The 18,052-nt window shown below is 72.4% G+C and carries 17 protein-coding genes; 5 read left to right on the forward strand and 12 right to left on the reverse strand.

Annotated features, from left to right (window positions below; all coding sequences use genetic code 11):
• Positions 1-18: 18 nt before the first annotated feature.
• From sucB to RLT58_RS26235, 3 genes are all read right to left on the reverse strand, one after another.
• Positions 19-1,773, reverse strand: coding sequence for a 2-oxoglutarate dehydrogenase, E2 component, dihydrolipoamide succinyltransferase (sucB, locus tag RLT58_RS26225; RefSeq protein ID WP_311312823.1), 1,755 nt, complete (start codon positions 1,771-1,773; stop codon positions 19-21).
• A 60-nt stretch (positions 1,774-1,833) separates the two neighbouring features.
• Complete coding sequence (gene lpdA, locus RLT58_RS26230; protein ID WP_311312824.1) at positions 1,834-3,222, reverse strand: dihydrolipoyl dehydrogenase; 1,389 nt, start codon at positions 3,220-3,222, stop codon at positions 1,834-1,836.
• 327 nt (positions 3,223-3,549) lie between these two features.
• Positions 3,550-5,091: a leucyl aminopeptidase gene (locus RLT58_RS26235; protein WP_311312825.1), complete on the reverse strand. Its 1,542-nt coding sequence runs from the start codon at positions 5,089-5,091 to the stop codon at positions 3,550-3,552.
• Positions 5,092-5,347: 256 nt separating this feature from the next.
• Here RLT58_RS26235 and RLT58_RS26240 point away from each other — a divergent pair, with 256 nt between their 5' ends.
• Positions 5,348-6,181: an endo alpha-1,4 polygalactosaminidase gene (locus tag RLT58_RS26240; protein WP_311312826.1), complete on the forward strand. Its 834-nt coding sequence runs from the start codon at positions 5,348-5,350 to the stop codon at positions 6,179-6,181.
• Between the two features lie 16 nt (positions 6,182-6,197).
• Here the strand turns inward: RLT58_RS26240 and RLT58_RS26245 are convergent, their stop codons facing one another.
• On the reverse strand, positions 6,198-6,977 hold the full coding sequence (locus RLT58_RS26245) for an adenosylcobinamide-GDP ribazoletransferase (RefSeq protein ID WP_311312827.1): 780 nt from the start codon (positions 6,975-6,977) through the stop codon (positions 6,198-6,200).
• An 87-nt stretch (positions 6,978-7,064) separates the two neighbouring features.
• On the opposite strand from RLT58_RS26245, the gene RLT58_RS26250 reads away from it, so the two are divergent.
• A complete protein-coding gene (locus RLT58_RS26250) occupies positions 7,065-7,826 on the forward strand; it encodes a hypothetical protein (protein ID WP_311312828.1) in 762 nt (253 codons plus the stop codon).
• Here the strand turns inward: RLT58_RS26250 and RLT58_RS26255 are convergent.
• The 5 genes from RLT58_RS26255 to RLT58_RS26275 all read right to left on the reverse strand — a co-directional run bounded on the left by RLT58_RS26255 (position 7,769) and on the right by RLT58_RS26275 (position 13,658).
• The gene (locus tag RLT58_RS26255; protein WP_311312829.1) at positions 7,769-8,491 is read right to left on the reverse strand and encodes a hypothetical protein; all 723 of its coding nucleotides are present in this window, start codon (positions 8,489-8,491) and stop codon (positions 7,769-7,771) included. The two genes, RLT58_RS26250 and RLT58_RS26255, sit on opposite strands and share 58 nt — an antisense overlap.
• Complete coding sequence (locus RLT58_RS26260; protein ID WP_311312830.1) at positions 8,488-10,290, reverse strand: phosphatidylglycerol lysyltransferase domain-containing protein; 1,803 nt, start codon at positions 10,288-10,290, stop codon at positions 8,488-8,490. The genes RLT58_RS26255 and RLT58_RS26260 overlap by 4 nt, the downstream gene beginning before the upstream one ends.
• Positions 10,291-10,383: 93 nt before the next feature.
• Positions 10,384-11,472, reverse strand: a complete 1,089-nt coding sequence (locus RLT58_RS26265; RefSeq protein ID WP_311312831.1) for a nicotinate-nucleotide--dimethylbenzimidazole phosphoribosyltransferase — start codon at positions 11,470-11,472, stop codon at positions 10,384-10,386.
• A gap of 94 nt (positions 11,473-11,566) precedes the next feature.
• Positions 11,567-12,406, reverse strand: a complete 840-nt coding sequence (locus RLT58_RS26270) for a class I SAM-dependent methyltransferase (protein WP_311312832.1) — start codon at positions 12,404-12,406, stop codon at positions 11,567-11,569.
• A 49-nt stretch (positions 12,407-12,455) separates the two neighbouring features.
• Positions 12,456-13,658, reverse strand: coding sequence for a bifunctional adenosylcobinamide kinase/adenosylcobinamide-phosphate guanylyltransferase (locus RLT58_RS26275; RefSeq protein ID WP_311312833.1), 1,203 nt, complete (start codon positions 13,656-13,658; stop codon positions 12,456-12,458).
• Between the two features lie 128 nt (positions 13,659-13,786).
• Between RLT58_RS26275 and RLT58_RS26280 the strand changes: the two genes are divergently transcribed.
• Positions 13,787-13,996, forward strand: coding sequence for a hypothetical protein (locus RLT58_RS26280; protein WP_311312834.1), 210 nt, complete (start codon positions 13,787-13,789; stop codon positions 13,994-13,996).
• Positions 13,997-14,065: 69 nt separating this feature from the next.
• On the opposite strand, the gene RLT58_RS26285 is transcribed toward RLT58_RS26280, so the two are convergent.
• The 3 genes from RLT58_RS26285 to RLT58_RS26295 all read right to left on the reverse strand — a co-directional run bounded on the left by RLT58_RS26285 (position 14,066) and on the right by RLT58_RS26295 (position 16,674).
• Positions 14,066-15,157, reverse strand: a complete 1,092-nt coding sequence (locus tag RLT58_RS26285) for a S1C family serine protease (protein WP_311312835.1) — start codon at positions 15,155-15,157, stop codon at positions 14,066-14,068.
• 75 nt (positions 15,158-15,232) lie between these two features.
• Positions 15,233-15,985, reverse strand: coding sequence for a class I SAM-dependent methyltransferase (locus tag RLT58_RS26290; protein ID WP_311314655.1), 753 nt, complete (start codon positions 15,983-15,985; stop codon positions 15,233-15,235).
• Between the two features lie 89 nt (positions 15,986-16,074).
• Positions 16,075-16,674: a DUF3043 domain-containing protein gene (locus RLT58_RS26295; RefSeq protein ID WP_311312836.1), complete on the reverse strand. Its 600-nt coding sequence runs from the start codon at positions 16,672-16,674 to the stop codon at positions 16,075-16,077.
• 295 nt (positions 16,675-16,969) lie between these two features.
• Here RLT58_RS26295 and RLT58_RS26300 point away from each other — a divergent pair, with 295 nt between their 5' ends.
• Together RLT58_RS26300 and RLT58_RS26305 are read left to right on the forward strand one after the other, a co-directional pair.
• Positions 16,970-17,752, forward strand: a complete 783-nt coding sequence (locus RLT58_RS26300) for a PspA/IM30 family protein (RefSeq protein ID WP_311312837.1) — start codon at positions 16,970-16,972, stop codon at positions 17,750-17,752.
• Between the two features lie 9 nt (positions 17,753-17,761).
• Entirely contained in the window at positions 17,762-18,040 is a 279-nt protein-coding gene (locus RLT58_RS26305) for a PspA-associated protein PspAA (RefSeq protein WP_311312838.1), read from the forward strand.
• The last annotated feature ends 12 nt before the right edge of the window (positions 18,041-18,052 follow it).

Genomic DNA, 18,052 nt, shown 5'->3' on the forward strand with positions numbered 1-18,052 from the left:
TGGTTACAGCCGTGGTGCTCAGAGGCCGAGCTCGACCTCGAACTCACCGGCCTCCAGGATCGCCTTGACCGCGGTCAGGTAGCGGGCGGCGTCCGCGCCGTCCACCAGACGGTGGTCGTAGGAGAGCGAGAGGTACGTCATGTCGCGGACACCGATCACGGTGCCCTCCTCGGTCTCGATGACCGCGGGACGCTTGACGGTGGCGCCGATGCCCAGGATGGCTGCCTGGTTCGGCGGCACGATGACGGTGTCGAACAGCGCACCGCGCGAGCCGGTGTTGCTGATGGTGAAGGTGGCGCCGGACATGTCGTCCGGCGTCAGGCCGCCACCGCGGGCCTTGCCGGCCAGCTCGGCGGTCTTCTTCGAGATACCGGCGATGTTGAGGTCACCCGCACCCTTGATGACCGGGGTCATCAGACCCTTCTCGGCGTCCACGGCGATGCCGATGTTCTCCGAGTCGAAGTACGTGATCGTGCCTTCGTCCTCGTTGATCCGGGCGTTGATGACCGGGTGGGCCTTCAGCGCCTGGGCGGCGGCCTTGACGTAGAACGGCATCGGGGAGAGCTTGACGCCCTCACGGGCCGCGAAGCCGTTCTTCGCCTTATTGCGCAGCTTCATCAGCTTGGTGACGTCGACCTCGACGACCGAGGTCAGCTGGGCCTGCGAGTGCAGCGCCTTCATCATGTTGTCGCCGATGACCTTGCGCATGCGGGTCATCTTGACCGTCTGACCGCGCAGCGGGGAGGCCTCCAGCTTCGGCGCCTTGGAGGCGGCGGCCGGGGCGGCGGCGGGAGCCGGAGCGGCAGCGGCGGCCTTGGCGGCCTCTGCGGCGGCCACGACGTCCTGCTTGCGGATGCGGCCACCGACGCCGGTGCCCTTGACCGAGCCCAGGTCGACGCCGTTCTCGGCGGCGAGCTTGCGGACCAGCGGCGTGACGTACGCGCCGTCGTCACCGGAGGTCGCGGCCGGGGCGGCCGGAGCGGCCGGAGCCGGAGCCGGGGCGGCAGGCGCGGGAGCGGCGGCGGGCGCCGGAGCCGGGGCGGGAGCCGCCGGAGCCGGTGCCGGTGCGGGCGCGGCCGGCGCGGGAGCCGGAGCCGCCGGTGCCGGGGCGGGCGCGGCGGGTGCCGGGGCGGCGGCCGGGGCCGGAGCAGCGGCGGCCGGAGCGGCGCCCGGGGCGCCGATGACGGCCAGCTTGGCGCCGACCTCGGCGGTCTCGTCCTCGCCGACCACGATCTCCAGCAGCACACCGGAGACCGGGGCCGGGATCTCGGTGTCGACCTTGTCCGTGGAGACCTCGAGCAGGGGCTCGTCCTCCGCGACCTCCTCGCCGACCTCCTTCAGCCAGCGGGTGACGGTGCCCTCGGTGACGCTCTCGCCGAGCGCCGGAAGGGTGACGTCGGTGCCGGAGGCACCACCGGCCGGAGCCTCGGCCGCGGGGGCCGGGGCGGCGGGGGCCTCGGCTGCCGGAGCCGGAGCCGGGGCCGGGGCGGCCTCGGGCTCGGCGGCCGGGGCCTCGGCGGCGGCCGGGGCGCCCGAGCCGTCGTCGATGACGGCCAGCTCGGCGCCGACCTCGACGGTCTCGTCCTCGGCGACCTTGATGGAGGCGAGGATGCCGGAGGCGGGGGCCGGGATCTCGGTGTCGACCTTGTCGGTCGACACCTCGAGCAGCGGCTCGTCGGCCTCGACGCGCTCGCCCTCGGCCTTCAGCCAGCGGGTGACAGTGCCCTCGGTGACGCTCTCGCCGAGCGCCGGAAGGGTTACGGAAACCGACATGGTTTCAGTTGCTCCTAACGAAAATGCGGAAGTGGTCGGTCGTCGCGCCCGGTCGACTGGTCAGTCGTGGGAGTGCAGGGGCTTGCCGGCCAGGGCCAGGTGGGCCTCGCCGAGCGCCTCGCTCTGGGTCGGGTGGGCGTGGATGAGCTGGGCCACCTCGGCCGGCAGCGCCTCCCAGTTGTAGATCAGCTGGGCTTCGCCGACCTGCTCGCCCATACGGTCACCGACCATGTGGACGCCGACCACGGCACCGTCCTTGACCTGGACGAGCTTGATCTCGCCCGCGGTCTTGAGGATCTTGCTCTTGCCGTTGCCCGCGAGGTTGTACTTCAGCGCGACGACCTTGTCCGCGCCGTAGAGCTCCTTGGCCTTGGCCTCGGTGATGCCGACGGAGGCGACCTCGGGGTGGCAGTACGTCACCCGGGGGACACCGTCGTAGTCGATCGGGACGGTCTTGAGACCGGCCAGCCGCTCCGCCACCAGGATGCCCTCGGCAAAGCCGACGTGGGCGAGCTGGAGCGTCGGGACGAGGTCGCCCACGGCCGAGATCGTCTCCACATTCGTCCGCATGTACTCGTCGACCAGGACGTAGCCGCGGTCCGTCGCGACGCCGGCCTCCTCGTAGCCGAGACCCTGTGAGACCGGGCCGCGGCCGATCGCGACCAGCAGCACCTCCGCCTCGAAGGTCTTGCCGTCGGCGAGGGTCACGCGGACGCCGTCCTGCGTGTACTCGGCGCTCTGGAAGAACGTGCCGAGGTTGAACTTGATGCCGCGCTTGCGGAACGCGCGCTCAAGAAGCTTGGAGCTGTTCTCGTCCTCGACCGGCACGAGGTGCTTGAGGCCCTCGATGATCGTGACGTCGGTGCCGAAGGAGGTCCACGCCGAGGCGAACTCGACGCCGATGACGCCGCCGCCCAGCACGATCGCGGACTTCGGGACGCGGTCCAGCTTCAGTGCGTAGTCCGAGGAGATGATGCGGTTGCCGTCGATCTCCAGGCCCGGGAGCGACTTCGGCACGGAGCCGGTCGCCAGGAGCACGTGGCGGCCCTGGATGCGCTGGCCGTTCACATCCACCGAGGTGGGGGAGGAGAGCCGGCCCTCACCCTCGATGTAGTGCACCTTGCGGGAGGCGACGAGGCCCTGCAGACCCTTGTACAGGCCCGAGATCACCTCGTCCTTGTACTTGTGGACGGCCTCGATGTCGATGCCCTCGAAGGTGGCCTTGACGCCGAACTGGCCGGCCTCGCGCGCCTGGTCGGCGATCTCACCGGCGTGCAGCAGGGCCTTCGTGGGGATGCAGCCGTTGTGCAGGCAGGTGCCGCCAACCTTGCCCTTCTCGATCAGAGCGACGTCCAGGCCCAGCTGCGCTCCGCGCAGGGCCGCGGCATACCCGCCGCTACCACCGCCGAGGATCACTAGGTCGAAAACGGTGCTGGCGTCGTTCGCCACGTCACGTCCTCCATGCATGTGCGCCGTACGCCGGGCCCCGTCATCGGGGTGTGACCGGCCGGTCGGCTGGTGTTCGGCCGCTTTTGTCTTTCGGCCCTGTGGTGGGGGCCCTGTCCTGCCGAGAACCCATCTTCGCACTTGTTGACGGTGGGCGGGACGCGGGGCCCGTGTCTGGGACGGATGATCGTCCGTCCCAGGGGGTTACCGCTGCGTAGGGACCGGCTGATTTCGTCGAGAGCGAAACCGTCCGGGCCCCTGCCGCGGTGCCGTGAGGGGAACACGTACGGCCCCGGGCCTATGCCCGGGGCCGTACAGCGGTCGACGACCTCAGCCGAGGTCTCCGGCCGCGGTGCGCTCCGCCAGCTTCACCAGGGTGCGGACCGACGAGCCGGTGCCGCCCTTCGGCGTGTAGCCGTACGGGGCGCCCTCGTGGAAGGCCGGGCCCGCGATGTCCAGGTGCGCCCAGGCGATGCCCTTGCCCACGAACTCCTTCAGGAACAGACCGGCCACCAGACCGCCGCCCATCCGCTCGCCCATGTTGGCGATGTCGGCGGTCGGGGAGTCCATGCCCTTGCGGAGGTCGGCCGGGAGCGGCATCGGCCAGGAGGCCTCGCCGACCTCCTCGGCGATCTCGTGGATCGAGGTACGGAAGGCATCGTCGTTGGCCATGATGCCGAAGGTGCGGTTGCCCAGGGCCAGCACCATCGCGCCGGTCAGGGTCGCCACGTCGACGATCGCGTCCGGGTTCTCCTCCGAGGCGCGGGTCAGCGCGTCCGCGAGGACGAGCCGGCCCTCGGCGTCGGTGTTGAGGACCTCGACGGTCTTGCCGCTGTACATGCGCAGCACGTCACCGGGGCGGGTGGCGTTGCCCGATGGCATGTTCTCGGCGAGCGCCAGCCAGCCGGTGACGTTGACCCGCAGGCCCAGACGGGCGGCCGCGACGACGGTCGCGAACACGGCGGCGGCGCCGCTCATGTCGCACTTCATCGTCTCGTTGTGGCCGGCCGGCTTCAGCGAGATGCCGCCCGAGTCGTAGGTGATGCCCTTGCCCACGAGGGCCAGGGTCTTCTCCGCCTTCGGGTGGGTGTAGGCCAGCTTCACCAGGCGCGGGCCGTGGGTCGAGCCCTGGCCGACGCCGAGCAGACCGCCGAAGCCGCCCTTGACGAGCGCCTTCTCGTCGAGCACCTGCACCTTGATGCCGTGCTCCTTGCCGGCGGCGGTGGCCACGGCGGCGAAGGACTCGGGGTACAGGTCGTTCGGCGGGGTGTTGACCAGGTCACGGGCCCGGTTGATCTCCTCGGCCAGCGCGACCGCGCGCTCGGCCGCGGCCTTGAAGGCCTTGTCGCGCGGCTTGGCGCCGAGCAGGGCGACCTCGCCGAGCGGCAGCTTGGCGCCGGCCGCCTTGGCGCCTTTGGGCGCGAGCTTGTTCTCGCCGCCCTGGTAGGCGGTGAAGGCGTACGCGCCCAGCAGGGCGCCCTCCGCGACGGCCTCGGCGTCCTCGACGGAGCCGACGGGCAGGGCGAAGCCCGCCTTCTTGGCGCCGGCGAGCGAGCGGGCGGCCGCACCAGCGGCCCGGCGCAGCGCCTCGGCGTCGTACGCGCCGTCCTTCTCCGGGACCGGGCCGAGTCCGGCCGCGATGACGACCGGGACCTTCAGGCCGTCGGGCGCGGGGAGCTTGGTCAGTTCGCCCTCGGCACCGGCGGCGCCCAGGGTCTCCAGGACGGCGGCGAGCTTTCCGTCGAACGCCTTGTCCGCGGCCTCGGCGCCCGGTGCGAGCACCAGGCCCTTGTCGCCCTTGGCGACACCGACGACAAGCGCGTCGGCGCGCAGCGTCGCCGCACCGGCGGTGCTGAGAGTGAGAGCAGTCACGGTGGTGAAATCTCGCTTCCGTTGAGTTCTTTTCCGGCCTGTGATGGTCGAGGGGGTGGCCGACCGGGCCCGGCGCATCGTAGACGCCGCCGCAATGTGCCGGGAATGAGCCTACGCGCGCCTTTGCTGCCCGATCACGGCGGCGGGCCGTCGAGGCCCCCGGCGGCCGTATGGTTGTCACCCCGGGAAGATCGTCCCGGGGACAACGGACCATGGCTGGGGCGGCGTTGGCGGCGCCCCGGCGGACGGGGGAACGATGCACCAGCGCCTGCCCGCGCTGCCGGTCGCCGTACTGACCCTGCTGGCGCTGCTGGCCGGCTGCGGCCCGGCACCCGGCCCGGACCCGGCCGGGAAGACCTCGGCGAAGCCGTCGGCGGCCCGCTGGCAGCCCGCGCCCGGCACCGACTGGCAGTGGCAGCTCTCCGGCCGGCTGGACACCGCGGTGGACGCCCCGGTGTACGACATCGACGGCTTCGACCGCAGCGCCGCCGAGGTGGCCGCGCTGCACCGCAAGGGCCGCAAGGTCATCTGCTACCTGTCCACCGGCGCCTGGGAGAAGTTCCGCCCGGACGCGTCCCGCTTCCCCACCGAGGTCCTGGGGAAGGGCAACGGCTGGAAGGGGGAGCGCTGGCTCGACATCCGGCGCACCGACGTCCTGGAGCCGCTGATGGAGACCCGGATCGCGATGTGCGCGAAGAAGGGCTTCGACGCGGTGGAGCCCGACAACATGGACGGCTACCGCAACCGCACCGGCTTCCCGCTGACCGCCGCCGACCAGCTGCGCTACAACCGCCTGATCGCCCGCGCGGCCCACCGCCACGGCATGGCCGTCGGCCTGAAGAACGACCTCCCGCAGATCCCGGAGCTGGTGGCGGACTTCGACTTCGCGGTCAACGAGCAGTGCGCCCAGTACGACGAGTGCGAGGAGCTCACCCCGTTCGTGAAGGCGGGCAAGGCGGTCTTCCACGTCGAGTACGAGCTCCCGGTGGAGCGGTTCTGCGCACAGTCCCGGCGGCTGAGGCTGAGCTCGCTGCGCAAGGCGTACGAACTCGGCCCCTGGCGCCGGACGTGCCCGGCCGCGCGGAGCTGACCGGCCGGGGCGGGGCTCAGCCGAGTGCCAGGCCCACCAGCGTCACCGTCGCCGCCGTCTCCGCCAGCGCGCCGAACACATCGCCGGTCACCCCGCCGAACCGCCGCACGCAGTGCCGCAGCAGCAGCTGGGCCACCGCCAGGGCGGCCAGGGCGGCCAGGGCGTGGCGCAGCGCCCCGTACCCGCCGAACAGCGCGCCTGCGCCCGCGCAGGCCGCCACCACCACGAGGGCGGCGGCCACCGCGCCGGCCACCGGGACCGTGCCCGCGACCGCCGCGCCCAGCCCCTCCGGGCGCGCCGCCGGGACGCCGCGCCGGGAGGCGAGGGTGAGGGCGAGCCGGGCGACGACGGCGGAGGCGACGGCCGCCACCGCGCCGCGCACCCAGCCCTGCGCGTACAGCTGCTGGAGGACCGCCACCTGGGCCAGCAGGACGAAGAGCAGGGTGATCACACCGAATGGCCCAATGTCCGACTGCTTCATGATCCGCAGCGCGTCGTCGGCCGGTCTGCCGCTGCCGAGGCCGTCGGCGGTGTCCGCGAGACCGTCCAGATGCAGCCCCCTGGTGAGCGCGGCCGGCGCGGCGGCGCAGGCCACGGCGGCGAGCAGCGGGCCCGAGCCGAACAGCAGCAACAGGCTCCCCGCCGCAGCCGCGAGCACGCCGACCGCGAGTCCGGCCAGCGGGGCGCACAGCATTCCGGACCGGGCCGCGTCCCGGTCCCAGCGGGTGACGCGGACGGGGAGCACGGTCAGGGTGCCGAAGGCGAAACGTATGCCGTGGCTGTTCAGGGAGGTCACGGCGCGCAGGCTAATCGGTGGGCGCGGCCGATAGATTGTCCGAAACGGCGGAAAACGGGCGGAAGCGGCCAAGCGGGAGTGGGTGGCATGGGTCACTGGTTCGATCGGAACATCGTCGAGCCCGGCAAGCTGCCCCTGCTCCTGGCCCTGGCCGCCTTCGTGCTCACGTTCGCGATCACCCGCGTCATCACCCGGATGATCCGGGCCGGCAAGGGGCCGTTCCGCAACATCACCCCGGGCGGGGTCCATGTCCACCACGTGGTGCCGGGCGTCGTGCTCAGCGTCGTCGGCGGATTCGGTGCGGTGGCCAGCGGGAAGCACGGCGTCACGGCCGGGGTCTGTGCGGTGGTGTTCGGCATCGGCGCGGGACTGGTGCTGGACGAGTTCGCGCTGATCCTGCATCTGGACGACGTGTACTGGACCGAGCAGGGCCGCCAGAGCGTGGAGGTCGTGGTGCTCACGGCGGCCCTGGTGCTGCTGGTGCTCGGCGGGTTCTCCCCGCTCGGCGTGGACGACCTGAGCGACGATCAGCAGCAGGGCCGGCTCGGCGCCGTGCTCACCATCGTCGTCAACTTCTGCTTCGTGCTGATCGCCCTGTTCAAGGGCAAGACGCGGATGGCGGTGGTCGGCACCCTGGTCCCGTTCGTCGCCCTGTTCGGGGCGGTCCGGCTGGCCCGGCCGACCTCGATGTGGGCCAAGCGCTTCTACCGCAACCGGCACCGCGCCCGGTCCCGTTCGGTGCTGCGGGCCTACCACCACGATGTGCGCTGGGCCGGGCCGCGCCGGAAGTTTCAGGACCTGATCGGCGGCGCGCCGGACCGGGTCCCGGCCCCGTCGCCCAAGCCCTGACCGCGCCGGCGCAGGCCCCCGAGCGCGCACAGCACCAGGGCCGCCACGATGGCCGCGAGGTGCTCCTTGCCCGCCAGGTTGTCCTTGACGGCCACCTCCGTCACCATCGCCACGATCACCAGCGCCCCGGTGAGCCGCGCCCGGTAGGCGCAGCAGACGCAGACGGCCAGGGCGACCACCGCCGCCGAGGGGCCGGTGTCCACGATCAGCGCGTCGGAGGCGGGCAGCCCGAGGAACCCGCCGGGCCCGGTCGCCACGCCGATCCGCGCGTACAGCGTCCCGGCCAGCGTCGCGACGTACGCGATCAGCAGCGTCCGCCACCGGCCGAGGCAGATCTCGGCGGTCCCGAACACCAGCAGCACCTGGACCAGCGCGCCCCACACCGGCAGATCGAGCGCGGGCACGAACAGCGACAGGGGGGTCCGCAGCAGCGCCGCCCACAGGGGGTCGTCGGCCCTGACCGCGCCGAGCGTCTGCACCGGCCCGTAGCCCCACGACCGGTTCTGCACCACCTGGAGCAGCGCCACCAGGGCGACCGCGCACAGGGTCATGGGGACGGCCCGCAGCCCGTCGGCGGCGAGCGCCGTCCGTACGGCCGTCCACAGCGGACCCCACTCCCGGCGGGCCGCCCGGCGGACCGGGCCGAGCGCGCGCGGCGGTCTCATCCACGCGGTCCCAGCTGCGAGCGGTGCAGCCACTTGGGCAGTCCGGGTGCCTCCAGGAACCCTTCGGCGCGGCCCGCCGCGATGCCGATGCGCAGCAGGTCCGCGCTCTTCTCGAACAGCAGATAGCGCGGTTCCCAGATCGGCCGGTACTTGGCGTTGGCGCGGTAGAGCGACTCGATCTGCCACCAGCGCGAGAAGAAGCTGAGCAGCGAACGCCACAGCCTGAGCACCGGCCCCGCGCCCAGCCGCGACCCGCGCTCGAAGACGGACCGGAACATCGCGAAGTTCAGCGAGACCTGGGTGACGCCGATCTTCTCGGCCCGTTGCAGGAGTTCGATGACCATGAACTCCATCAGGCCGTTCTCCGCGTCCCGGTCACGGCGCATCAGGTCCAGCGAGAGACCGTGCGGGCCCCAGGGGACGAAGCTCAGCACGGCCCGCAGCCCGCCCGGGGTGCCGTCCTCGCCGGAGGCGTCCCGGCATTCGAGCATCACGCACTGCCCGTCGGCCGGGTCGCCGAGCCGGCCCAGCGCCATCGAGAAGCCGCGCTCGGTCGCCCCGTCGCGCCAGTCGTCGGCCCGGCGCACCAGTTGGGCCATCTCGGCCTCGGGGATGTCCGCGTGCCGGCGCACCGTCACCTCGTAACCGGCCCGCTTGACCCGGTTGTACGCCTGGCGGACGGTGCGCATCGCCCGCCCGTCCAGGGTGAATTCGGCGGTCTCCACGATCGCCTCGTCCCCCAGCTCCAGGGCGTCGAGGCCGTGCCGGGCGTAGACGGTGCCGCCCTCCTCGCTCACCCCCATCGCGGCCGGGATCCAGCCGTGCTCGCGGGCCTCGGCCAGCCAGGGGGCGATCGCCCCGGGCCAGGCCTCGGGGTCGCCGATCGGGTCCCCGGAGGCGAGCGAGACCCCGCCGACCACCCGGTAGGTGACGGCCGCCTTCTTCGTCGGCGACCAGATGACGCTCTTCTCGCGGCGCAGCGCGAAGTAGCCGAGCGAGTCCCGCTCACCGTGCTTGTCGAGCAGCGCCCGCAGCTCCGCCTCGTCCGCCGGGCCGATCGGGTCGACCGCCCGGCGCGAGCGGAACGCCGCGTACACGACGGCGATCAGCAGCAGCGTGGAGAGGATGTTGATGACGACGTTCACCCAGCCCGGCGTCCGGATGCCGGGGAACCGCGAGTCGTCGGCGGCGACGGAGACCAGCCGCAGCGCGCCGTAGCGCCAGCGGTCCAGGAACGTCGAACGGTAGTCGTCGTGCGCGGAGTTGGTGACCGTGACCAGGCCCGCCGCGAGCAGCGAGGTGACCAGCAGCCCGCCCACCGCGACCAGCGCGGCCAGCTTCGGGTTGGACCGGTCGCCCTTCGCGTAGAACTCGCGCCGGCCGAGGACCAGCGCCAGGACGAAGGCGGCGGTCAGTGCCAGCGAGATCCAGTTCTGCGGGTAGCGGCGGATCTCCGGGAAGCCGATCACCGCGGCGAACAGCAGCAGGGTCAGCCCGCTGAGCACCATGTTCACGATCCACGCGGCTCGTTTGCGCCGCCGCATGGTCACGGCCAGGAAGAGCGCGACCACCCCGGAGGAGAAACCCGCCGTGAGCAGATAGGGGGTGAAGTAGTTCTCGGTGTTGTGGCGGCGCAGGTCCTGGCCGAAGGTGACCCAGACGGCGCTCAGGAAATTGATGAACGACACGATGCGCAGGTACCAGATGGCGAATGCCGCGCTGCGTCGTGAACGTTCGGTGCTCTGCGGCCGGACGGCACCCTGCCCGGATTCCTCGCTGACCAATCGGACCTCTCCCATGAAACGCGATCATATGGGGCATCGCACTCCGTGAGGGGCCGCTCCGCGGCCGGTGTCCGGCCGGCCGCGGCCCGATGGGTCGGGCGCGTTCCGTCAGTCCCCGGCCGGGGAGTCGTCGTCCTTCTCGTCGTCCTCGTCGGCCACCGGTGCCCGCTCGGGCAGTTCGGCTGCCAGTGCGGCGGCGGCCTGGACGAACGGAAGTGCGAGCAAGGCCCCGCTTCCTTCCCCGACGATGACGCCGTGGTCCAGCAGCGGGTTGAGCGCCATCCGGTCCAGCGCCTTCGCCTGCGCCGGCTCACCGCTCAGCTGGCCCGCCAGCCACCAGTCCGGCGCCCGGAACGCCGCCCGCTGGCCGACCAGCGCACAGGCCGCGGAGACCACCCCGTCCAGGATCACCGGCAGCCGGCGCACCGCGCACTGCAGCAGGAAGCCGGTCATCGCCGCGAGATCGGCCCCGCCCACCGTGGCCAGCAGCTCCAGCTGGTCACCGAGGACCGGCCGGGCCCGGCGCAAGGCGTCCCGCACCGCCGCGCACTTGCGCATCCAGGCCAGGTCGTCGATCCCCGCGCCACCGCGCCCCGTCACCACCGAGGCGTCCGTCCCGCACAGCGCCGCGATCAAGGTGGCCGCGGCCGTCGTGCCGCCGACGCTCAGATCGCCGAGTACCACCAGATCGGTGCCCGAGTCGGCCTCCTCGTCGGCCAGCGCCATGCCGAGCCGGACCGCCTGCTCCGCCTCCTCGACCGTCAGCGCGTCCTCGATGTCGATCCGGCCGCTGCCGCGCCGCACCCGGGTCCGCACCACCGACTCCGGCAGCAGCTCCGGGTCGCAGTCCAGCGAGACGTCGACGATCCGCACCGGGACGGAGAACCGCCGCGCCAGCACCGCGAGCGGCGTCGCCCCGTCCAGCGTGGCCCGTACCAGCTCGTACGCGCTGCCGGCCGCACGCCCCGACACCCCGAGCCCCGCCACTCCGTGGTCACCGGCGAACAGGATCACGCGCGCCTGCTCGACGGGCCTCACCGGCACGGACTGCTGGGCCGCCGAGAGCCACTCGCCGAGTTCGTCGAGGCGGCCGAGGGCGCCCGGTGGCACCGCGAACCGTTCCCGGCGTTCCTCGGCGTCACGCCGTACACCCCCGTCGGGGCGTTCGATCAGGTCGGAGAAGTCGTCCAGATTCACGGGGGTCTGCCTCGCGGGTCGATACGTGGGGTGGCCAGGGAGCCCGCCGGCGGGCTCCCTGCGGAACAGTACCCGCCGCGATTTGCGGCCCCTCTCAGTGCGCCGCCCGGTCCCCGAACCGCAGCAGCGTCATGGCGGGCGTCAGCGTCCGCAGCCCCGGAAGCAGACCCTGCAGCCGGATCAGCTCACCCATCGCCCCGCGCCCGCGCGGCAGCCGCAGCGCCCGCACCTCGGTGATCCCCGGATGCGCGCCGCGCAGCTTGGCCCGCTCGCCCGGGTCCATCGCCCAGCGCATCGGCGGGATCGTCATCCCGCCGACCTTCGAGGTGCCCGCCACCGTGCCTTTCGCGAGCCACCGCGACATCGTGTCCAGCACCATGATCCCGCCCGGCAGCCGCTCGGCGCAGGCCGCCAGGATCCGGCGCACCTCGGCCGGCCGCAGATACATCAGCAGCCCCTGCGTCGTGACCACCACGCCCCGGCCCTCGGGGTCCTCGATCTCGTCCAGCCAGGACAGACCGGTCGCCGAACCGGACAGCGTCCGCAGCCGGTCCGACGGCGGCAGCAGCGTGCGCCGCAGCGTGGCCACCTCGGGCAACTCCACGCTCAGCCAGTTCAGCCGGCCGTTGTCGATCCGCCAGAACCCGGTCTCCAGACCGTCGCCGAGCGCCACCACGGTGGCCTCGGGACGGTCGCGCAGATACTCCTGCACCGCCAGGTCGAAGCAGCGCGACCGCAGCGCCTGCGCCTGCGAGTGGAAGGGGCTGGGCCGCCCGAACCGCTCCTCGAACGGGTAGTCGAGATCCGACAGCAGCTCGGCCGCCATCGGGTCGTCCAGCACCGGATAGGACCGGCTCGCCTCGCAGGCCCGGTTGTACAAGGTCCACAACAGGGTCTCCGGGACCCCGTCCAGCATCGGCCGCACACGCGCCATGTCCGCTCCTCCTGTTCCGTTCCGGCCTGCGGGGGGTACGCGCCACCCGTCAGCCCCGCAGGGTCAGCGCCTGCCCCGCCACCACCAGCAGCACCAGCTCGCACTCGGCGGCGACCGCCGCGTTCAGCCGGCCCAGCTCGTCCCGGAAGCGCCGCCCTGCGGCGGTCGCGGGCACCACCCCGGACCCCGCCTGGTTGGTCACCGTCACGACGGTACGCCGGGTCCCGCGCACCGCTGCGACGAGTTCGGCCGTCCGCTTGCGCAGCGCGCTCTGTCCGCCGCCGGACCACGCCTCGTCGTCCCAGGCGTCCACCCGGTCCATCGCGTCCGTCAGCCACAGCGACAGGCAGTCGATCAGCAGCGGCGGCCCGTCCGAGGCCAGCAGCTCCGCCAGTTCGCATGTCTCCTCGGTGCGCCAGGCCGCCGGTCTGCGCTCCCGGTGCAGCCCGATCCGGGCCGCCCACTCCGCGTCGCCGTCCCGGCCGCCGCCGGTCGCCACGTACACGACCTCGGGATACGTCTCCAGCCGCCGTTCGGCCTCGACCGACTTCCCGGACCGCGCGCCGCCGGTGACCAGCGTGCGCCGGGGGACCACGGGCGCGGCGCGGTAGCCGCCGACCGCGAGCGTCGTCCCGTCCGGCACGGCCCGCGCCCCGGCCGCCGCGAGCCGTCGCTCCAGCTCGGCGCCGGGCGGGGCGTCGTGGTCCAGATGGACGGCGATCACCTCGGTGGCGGGCCCGACCGCCTCGACGGCCCGCAGCCGGGCCACCGCGTCGGGCCGGCCCACGACATCCGCGACCACCATGTCGTACGGCTCAGCCACCCGGTCCGCGAGACCGGCCGGGGCGCCGCCCGGCGGCAGGTAGAGCAGCCGCTCGCCCTCCGGCGAGGTCACCTCGTACCCCGTCCCCGGCGCGTCCATCGGCACGGCCCGCACCCGGTGCCCGCTGATCAGGGTCAGCTCCCGGCCGTCCGGCACCCGCCCCGCCGGCGGCAGGCCCGCGGGCAGTTCGACGGCCGGTCCGTCGTGCGGATGGGTGAGCAGCACCTGTCGTACGCCGGTCAGCGAATGCCCCGCGCGGGCGGCGGCGAACACCGCCCCGGGCGTGAGGTCGAGCAGCAGCGCGTCGTCGATCAGCAGGGCGGTCGCGGCCCGGCTGCGCGCTCCGGTGGCGGTGGCGCAGGCGGCGCAGGGGCAGTCGGGCCGCGGCAGCCCGTCGGGGGCTCCGGTGCCGAGCAGAGTCAGTTCCACGCTCCGATCCTCCCGCGTCCCCGCACCGGTTGCGCGATCTGGGGTGCACCGGGCGTGCCCGGCCCCCCTCCCGCCCCGGTCCGGAGCCACTAGGCTGCGGACCGTAACAAGTGACCCAGGAGGCGGACATGGCGTGGACGTGGCGGTTCGAGAAGTCCGACGGTACGGAGACGGAGCCGGCCCTGCAGCCGGAGGAATTCACGACGCAGGGCGACGCGGAGTCCTGGATCGGTGAGTACTGGAAGGAACTCCTCGACGGCGGTGCGGACCAGGTGACGCTCTTCGAGGACGCGACGAAGATCTACGGCCCGATGAGCCTCCAGGGCGACCAAAGCTGACCGCGACGGCCGCCGGGCGGGACCCGCGAGGGCCCGGCCCGGCGGCCGTCCGCCGTCGCCGTCCGGGTCTCAGATCTCCCCGAGCGTGACGTCGGCGGTCTTCTCCGCCTCGCTGCGCTGATAGGTGACGGTGACCTTCTGGCCCGGCTTCCGCCCGGCCAGGGCCTCCGACAGCGAGGTGATCGTGGTGACCGGGGTGTCGCCCAGCTCGGTGATGATGTCGCCGACCCGCAGCCCCGCCTTCTCGGCCGCGCCGCCCTTGCCCACACTGACGATCGCGACGCCCGCGGGCTGGTAGCTGTCGTTGACGACCGTACGGCCGGTGATGTCCAGGGCCGCCCGGCCGGAGTCGGTGACCTTGCCGCTCTTGATGATCTGGTCGGCCACCGTCCTCACCATCGAGACGGGGATCGCGAAGCCGATCCCGGGCGCCGCGCTGTCACCCATCTGCGGGTCGGTCGCCGCGAGCGTCGGGATGCCGATGACCTCGCTGTTCAGGTTCACCAGGGCGCCGCCGCTGTTGCCGGGGTTGATCGCCGCCGAGGTCTGCACCATGTTCGCGATGGTGGCGCCGGTGCCGCCGCCCGCGCGGCTCTCGCTCACGGTCCGGCCCAGTGCCGAGACGATGCCCTGGGTGACGCTGCTGGACAGACCGAGCGGCGACCCCATCGCCAGCACGATCTGGCCCACCTCGACCTTCTCCGAGTCGCCGAACTTCGCGGCCTTCAGCCCCTCGGGCACGTCGTCGAGCTTGATGACGGCGAGGTCCTGGTCGGGATAGGCGGCGACCAGCGAGGCGCTCAGCACCTTCTCGCCGGTGGCCGCGGTCACCTTGAACTTCTTCTCGTCGCCGACGACATGGGCGTTGGTGACGATATGGCCCTTGGCGTCGTAGACGATGCCGGAACCCAGACTGTTCGACGCGTCGATCTGCACGACCGACGGCAGCACGTCCTTGATGACCGACTGGTACTCGCTCTGCAGATCACCGGTGGCCTTCGAGGCCGAGCCCGGCTGAGCCGACCCGGACGTCGTCGCCTCGGGCTTCGGGGCGGGGGAGGTCGAGTCGGAGCAACCGCTCACCAGCGCGATCGCACAGACACCTGCGGACAGGGGCAACAGCAGCCGACGCACACGGCTGCGAGAGCAAAGGGCATCCATGTCCGTATTGTCACGTTCACGAAACGCGACGGCCCGCCGAGCGCACCCGCTGGTGTACGCCCGGGGCCCCGGCCCCTACCCCCGCACCCCGCACAGGTGCAGCAACGCCGCGACCCGCCGGTAGGGATCCGTCCGCCCCGCCCGGTCCTCCGCCGAAAGCACCCGCTCCAGCTCCGCCGCCGACGGCAGCTCCACGTCGTTGCCCACGTGATCCGTGAAGACCCGCACCCCGTACCAGGCGTGCAGCGGCGCCGCGATCCCGGCGAGCGTCGCGGTGAGGGCGTCCAGCCGGTCCGCGCGGACGGACAGGCCGAGCCGGTTGGTGTAGCGGTCCGTGTCGAACGCGGCCAGTGCCGCGTCCCAGTCCCCGGCCGTCCCGGGCCGCATCGCGAGCGCGTCCGCGTTCCGCACGAGCAGGGACAGCAGCCCGCCCGGGGCCAGCATCCTGGCCAGACCGGCCACCATGGCATCCGGCTCCTGGACATACATCAGCACGCCGTGGCAGAGGACCACGTCGAAGCTTCCGGGCAGGAAGTGCACCCCGGTGTCCTGGCCGTTGCCCTCGATGAACCGGACCCGCTCACGGATGCCCGCAGGCTCGCCGCCGAGCGACTCACGGGCGACCCGCAGCATCTCGGCGTCGGCTTCGAGCCCGGTGACCGTGTGCCCGGCCCGCGCGAGCCGCAGGGCCTGGTTGCCCTGGCCCATGCCGACATCGAGGATCCGCAGCCGCTGGCCCACGGGGAAGCGGGCCGCTATCTGCTCGTCCAGCTGCCGGGCCACCAGCTCCTGGCGGACGGTGTTGCGCAGCCCGCCGAGCCCCTTCAGCCAGACCGACGAGGCCCCCTCGAACCCGGAGACCGCATCACCCGGCCGGCCTGCGGACACGCCGCCGGCCGCACCGGAGAGATCCGTACTCAGGGCCGCTCTCCGCGCTTGACCTGCGGCTTCGGCAGCCGCAGGCGACGCATCTGGAGCGTACGCATCAGGCCGTAGGCGACCGCTCCGCGCTTCGGGGTGTCCGGGAAGCGCTCGTTCAGCTGCTTGCGCAGCCGGAACGTGAGCCCGATCGAGTCGACGACGATCAGCACGATCACGCCGAGCCAGAGCAGCAGCGAGATGTTCTGGATGCCGCGGATCTGGATCACGCTGAGCACCAGGATGACCACCGCCAGCGGCAGGAAGTACTCCGCGATGCAGAAGCGCGAGTCCACGAAGTCGCGGACGAAGCGCCGCACCGGGCCCTTGTCGCGGGCCGGCAGATAGCGCTCGTCACCACTGGCGAGCGCCTCACGCTGCCTGGCCATGTCCACACGCCGCGCTTCGCGCTGGCGCTTCATGGCCTCCTTGCGGTCGGTCGGCGCGCCACTGGAGGCACGGCGGCGCTGCGACTGGGCGTCGCTGCGCTTGGGGGTGGGGCGACCTTTGGGGGCCTGCGGGTCGCGGGGCGTCTTGGAGAGGTCCGCCGTCACCTTGCCGGTGGGGGCCTTCTCTTCCTTGGAGCGGCTACGGAACACAAGGCCCAAGGGTACGGGGTCGATCGCGACGACCCCAGACCGGCCGGGAACGATCCGGCAACGGCCTGCGTCCTTGCCGGTGTACGAGCCGGACGATCCGGGCTTCCCCGCCCTTTCCCCGACCCTCGTCTACTCCCTGGGCCGGAGCGGTCACCGGGAGCAGTCGTCCTTGGGGAGGACCCCATCCACGCTCGAACAGTGCGGTAATAGAGACAGGGCCCGTACTGTGGGTTCTGTCGGAGTGCTGGAGCCCAGTTAAGTCAGAAGGGGGCGCGCGAAGCCCATGAGCGGTGTCATGAAGCGTATGGGGATGATCTTCCGCGCGAAGGCGAACAAGGCCCTGGACCGGGCCGAGGACCCGCGCGAGACCCTCGATTACTCGTACCAGAAGCAGCTGGAGCTGCTTCAGAAGGTGCGCCGCGGCGTCGCCGACGTGGCGACCTCGCGCAAGCGGCTGGAGCTGCAGCTGAACCAGCTGCAGGGCCAGACGTCCAAGCTGGAGGACCAGGGCCGCAAGGCGCTCGCGCTCGGCCGCGAGGACCTGGCACGCGAGGCGCTGTCGCGCCGCGCCGCCCTCCAGCAGCAGGTCACGGACCTGGAGACGCAGCACACCACGCTGCAGGGCGAGGAGGAGAAGCTCACCCTCGCGGCCCAGCGTCTGCAGGCGAAGGTGGACGCCTTCCGTACGAAGAAGGAGACCATCAAGGCCACCTACACGGCGGCCCAGGCACAGACCCGGATCGGGGAGGCCTTCTCCGGCATCTCCGAGGAGATGGGCGACGTCGGCCTGGCCATTCAGCGGGCCGAGGACAAGACCCAGCAGCTCCAGGCGCGCGCGGGCGCGATCGACGAGCTGCTCGCCTCCGGCGCCCTGGACGACCCGACCGGCACGGCGAAGGACGACATCGCCGCCGAGCTGGACCGGATCTCCGGTGGTACGGATGTGGAGCTGGAGCTGCAGCGCATGAAGGCCGAACTGGCCGGCGGCTCCTCCTCGCAGCAGGCCATCGAGGGCGGTCCGCAGGACGCCGCCCAGCAGCAGCAGGACCGGTCCCCGCACAAGTTCGACAAGAATTAAGGCAGCGTCATGATCGTACGGATCATGGGGGAGGGCCAGGCAGTCCTGGCCGACAGTCACCTCGCCGAGCTCAACGAACTCGACAACGAACTGCTCGCCGAAATGGAGAGCGGTGACGGACCGGGCTTCCGCACCACGCTCCACGCGCTCCTGGCCAAGGTGCGTGAACTCGGCACACCCTTGCCCGACGACTCCCTGGAGCCGTCCGAGCTGATCCTGCCGTCGCCCGACGCGACCCTCGAAGAGGTGCGCGCCATGCTCCGCGACGACGGGCTGATCCCCGGCTGACCGCCGGCCGCT

The organism is Streptomyces sp. ITFR-16, from assembly GCF_031844705.1.
Taxonomy (GTDB): Bacteria; Actinomycetota; Actinomycetes; order Streptomycetales; family Streptomycetaceae; genus Streptomyces.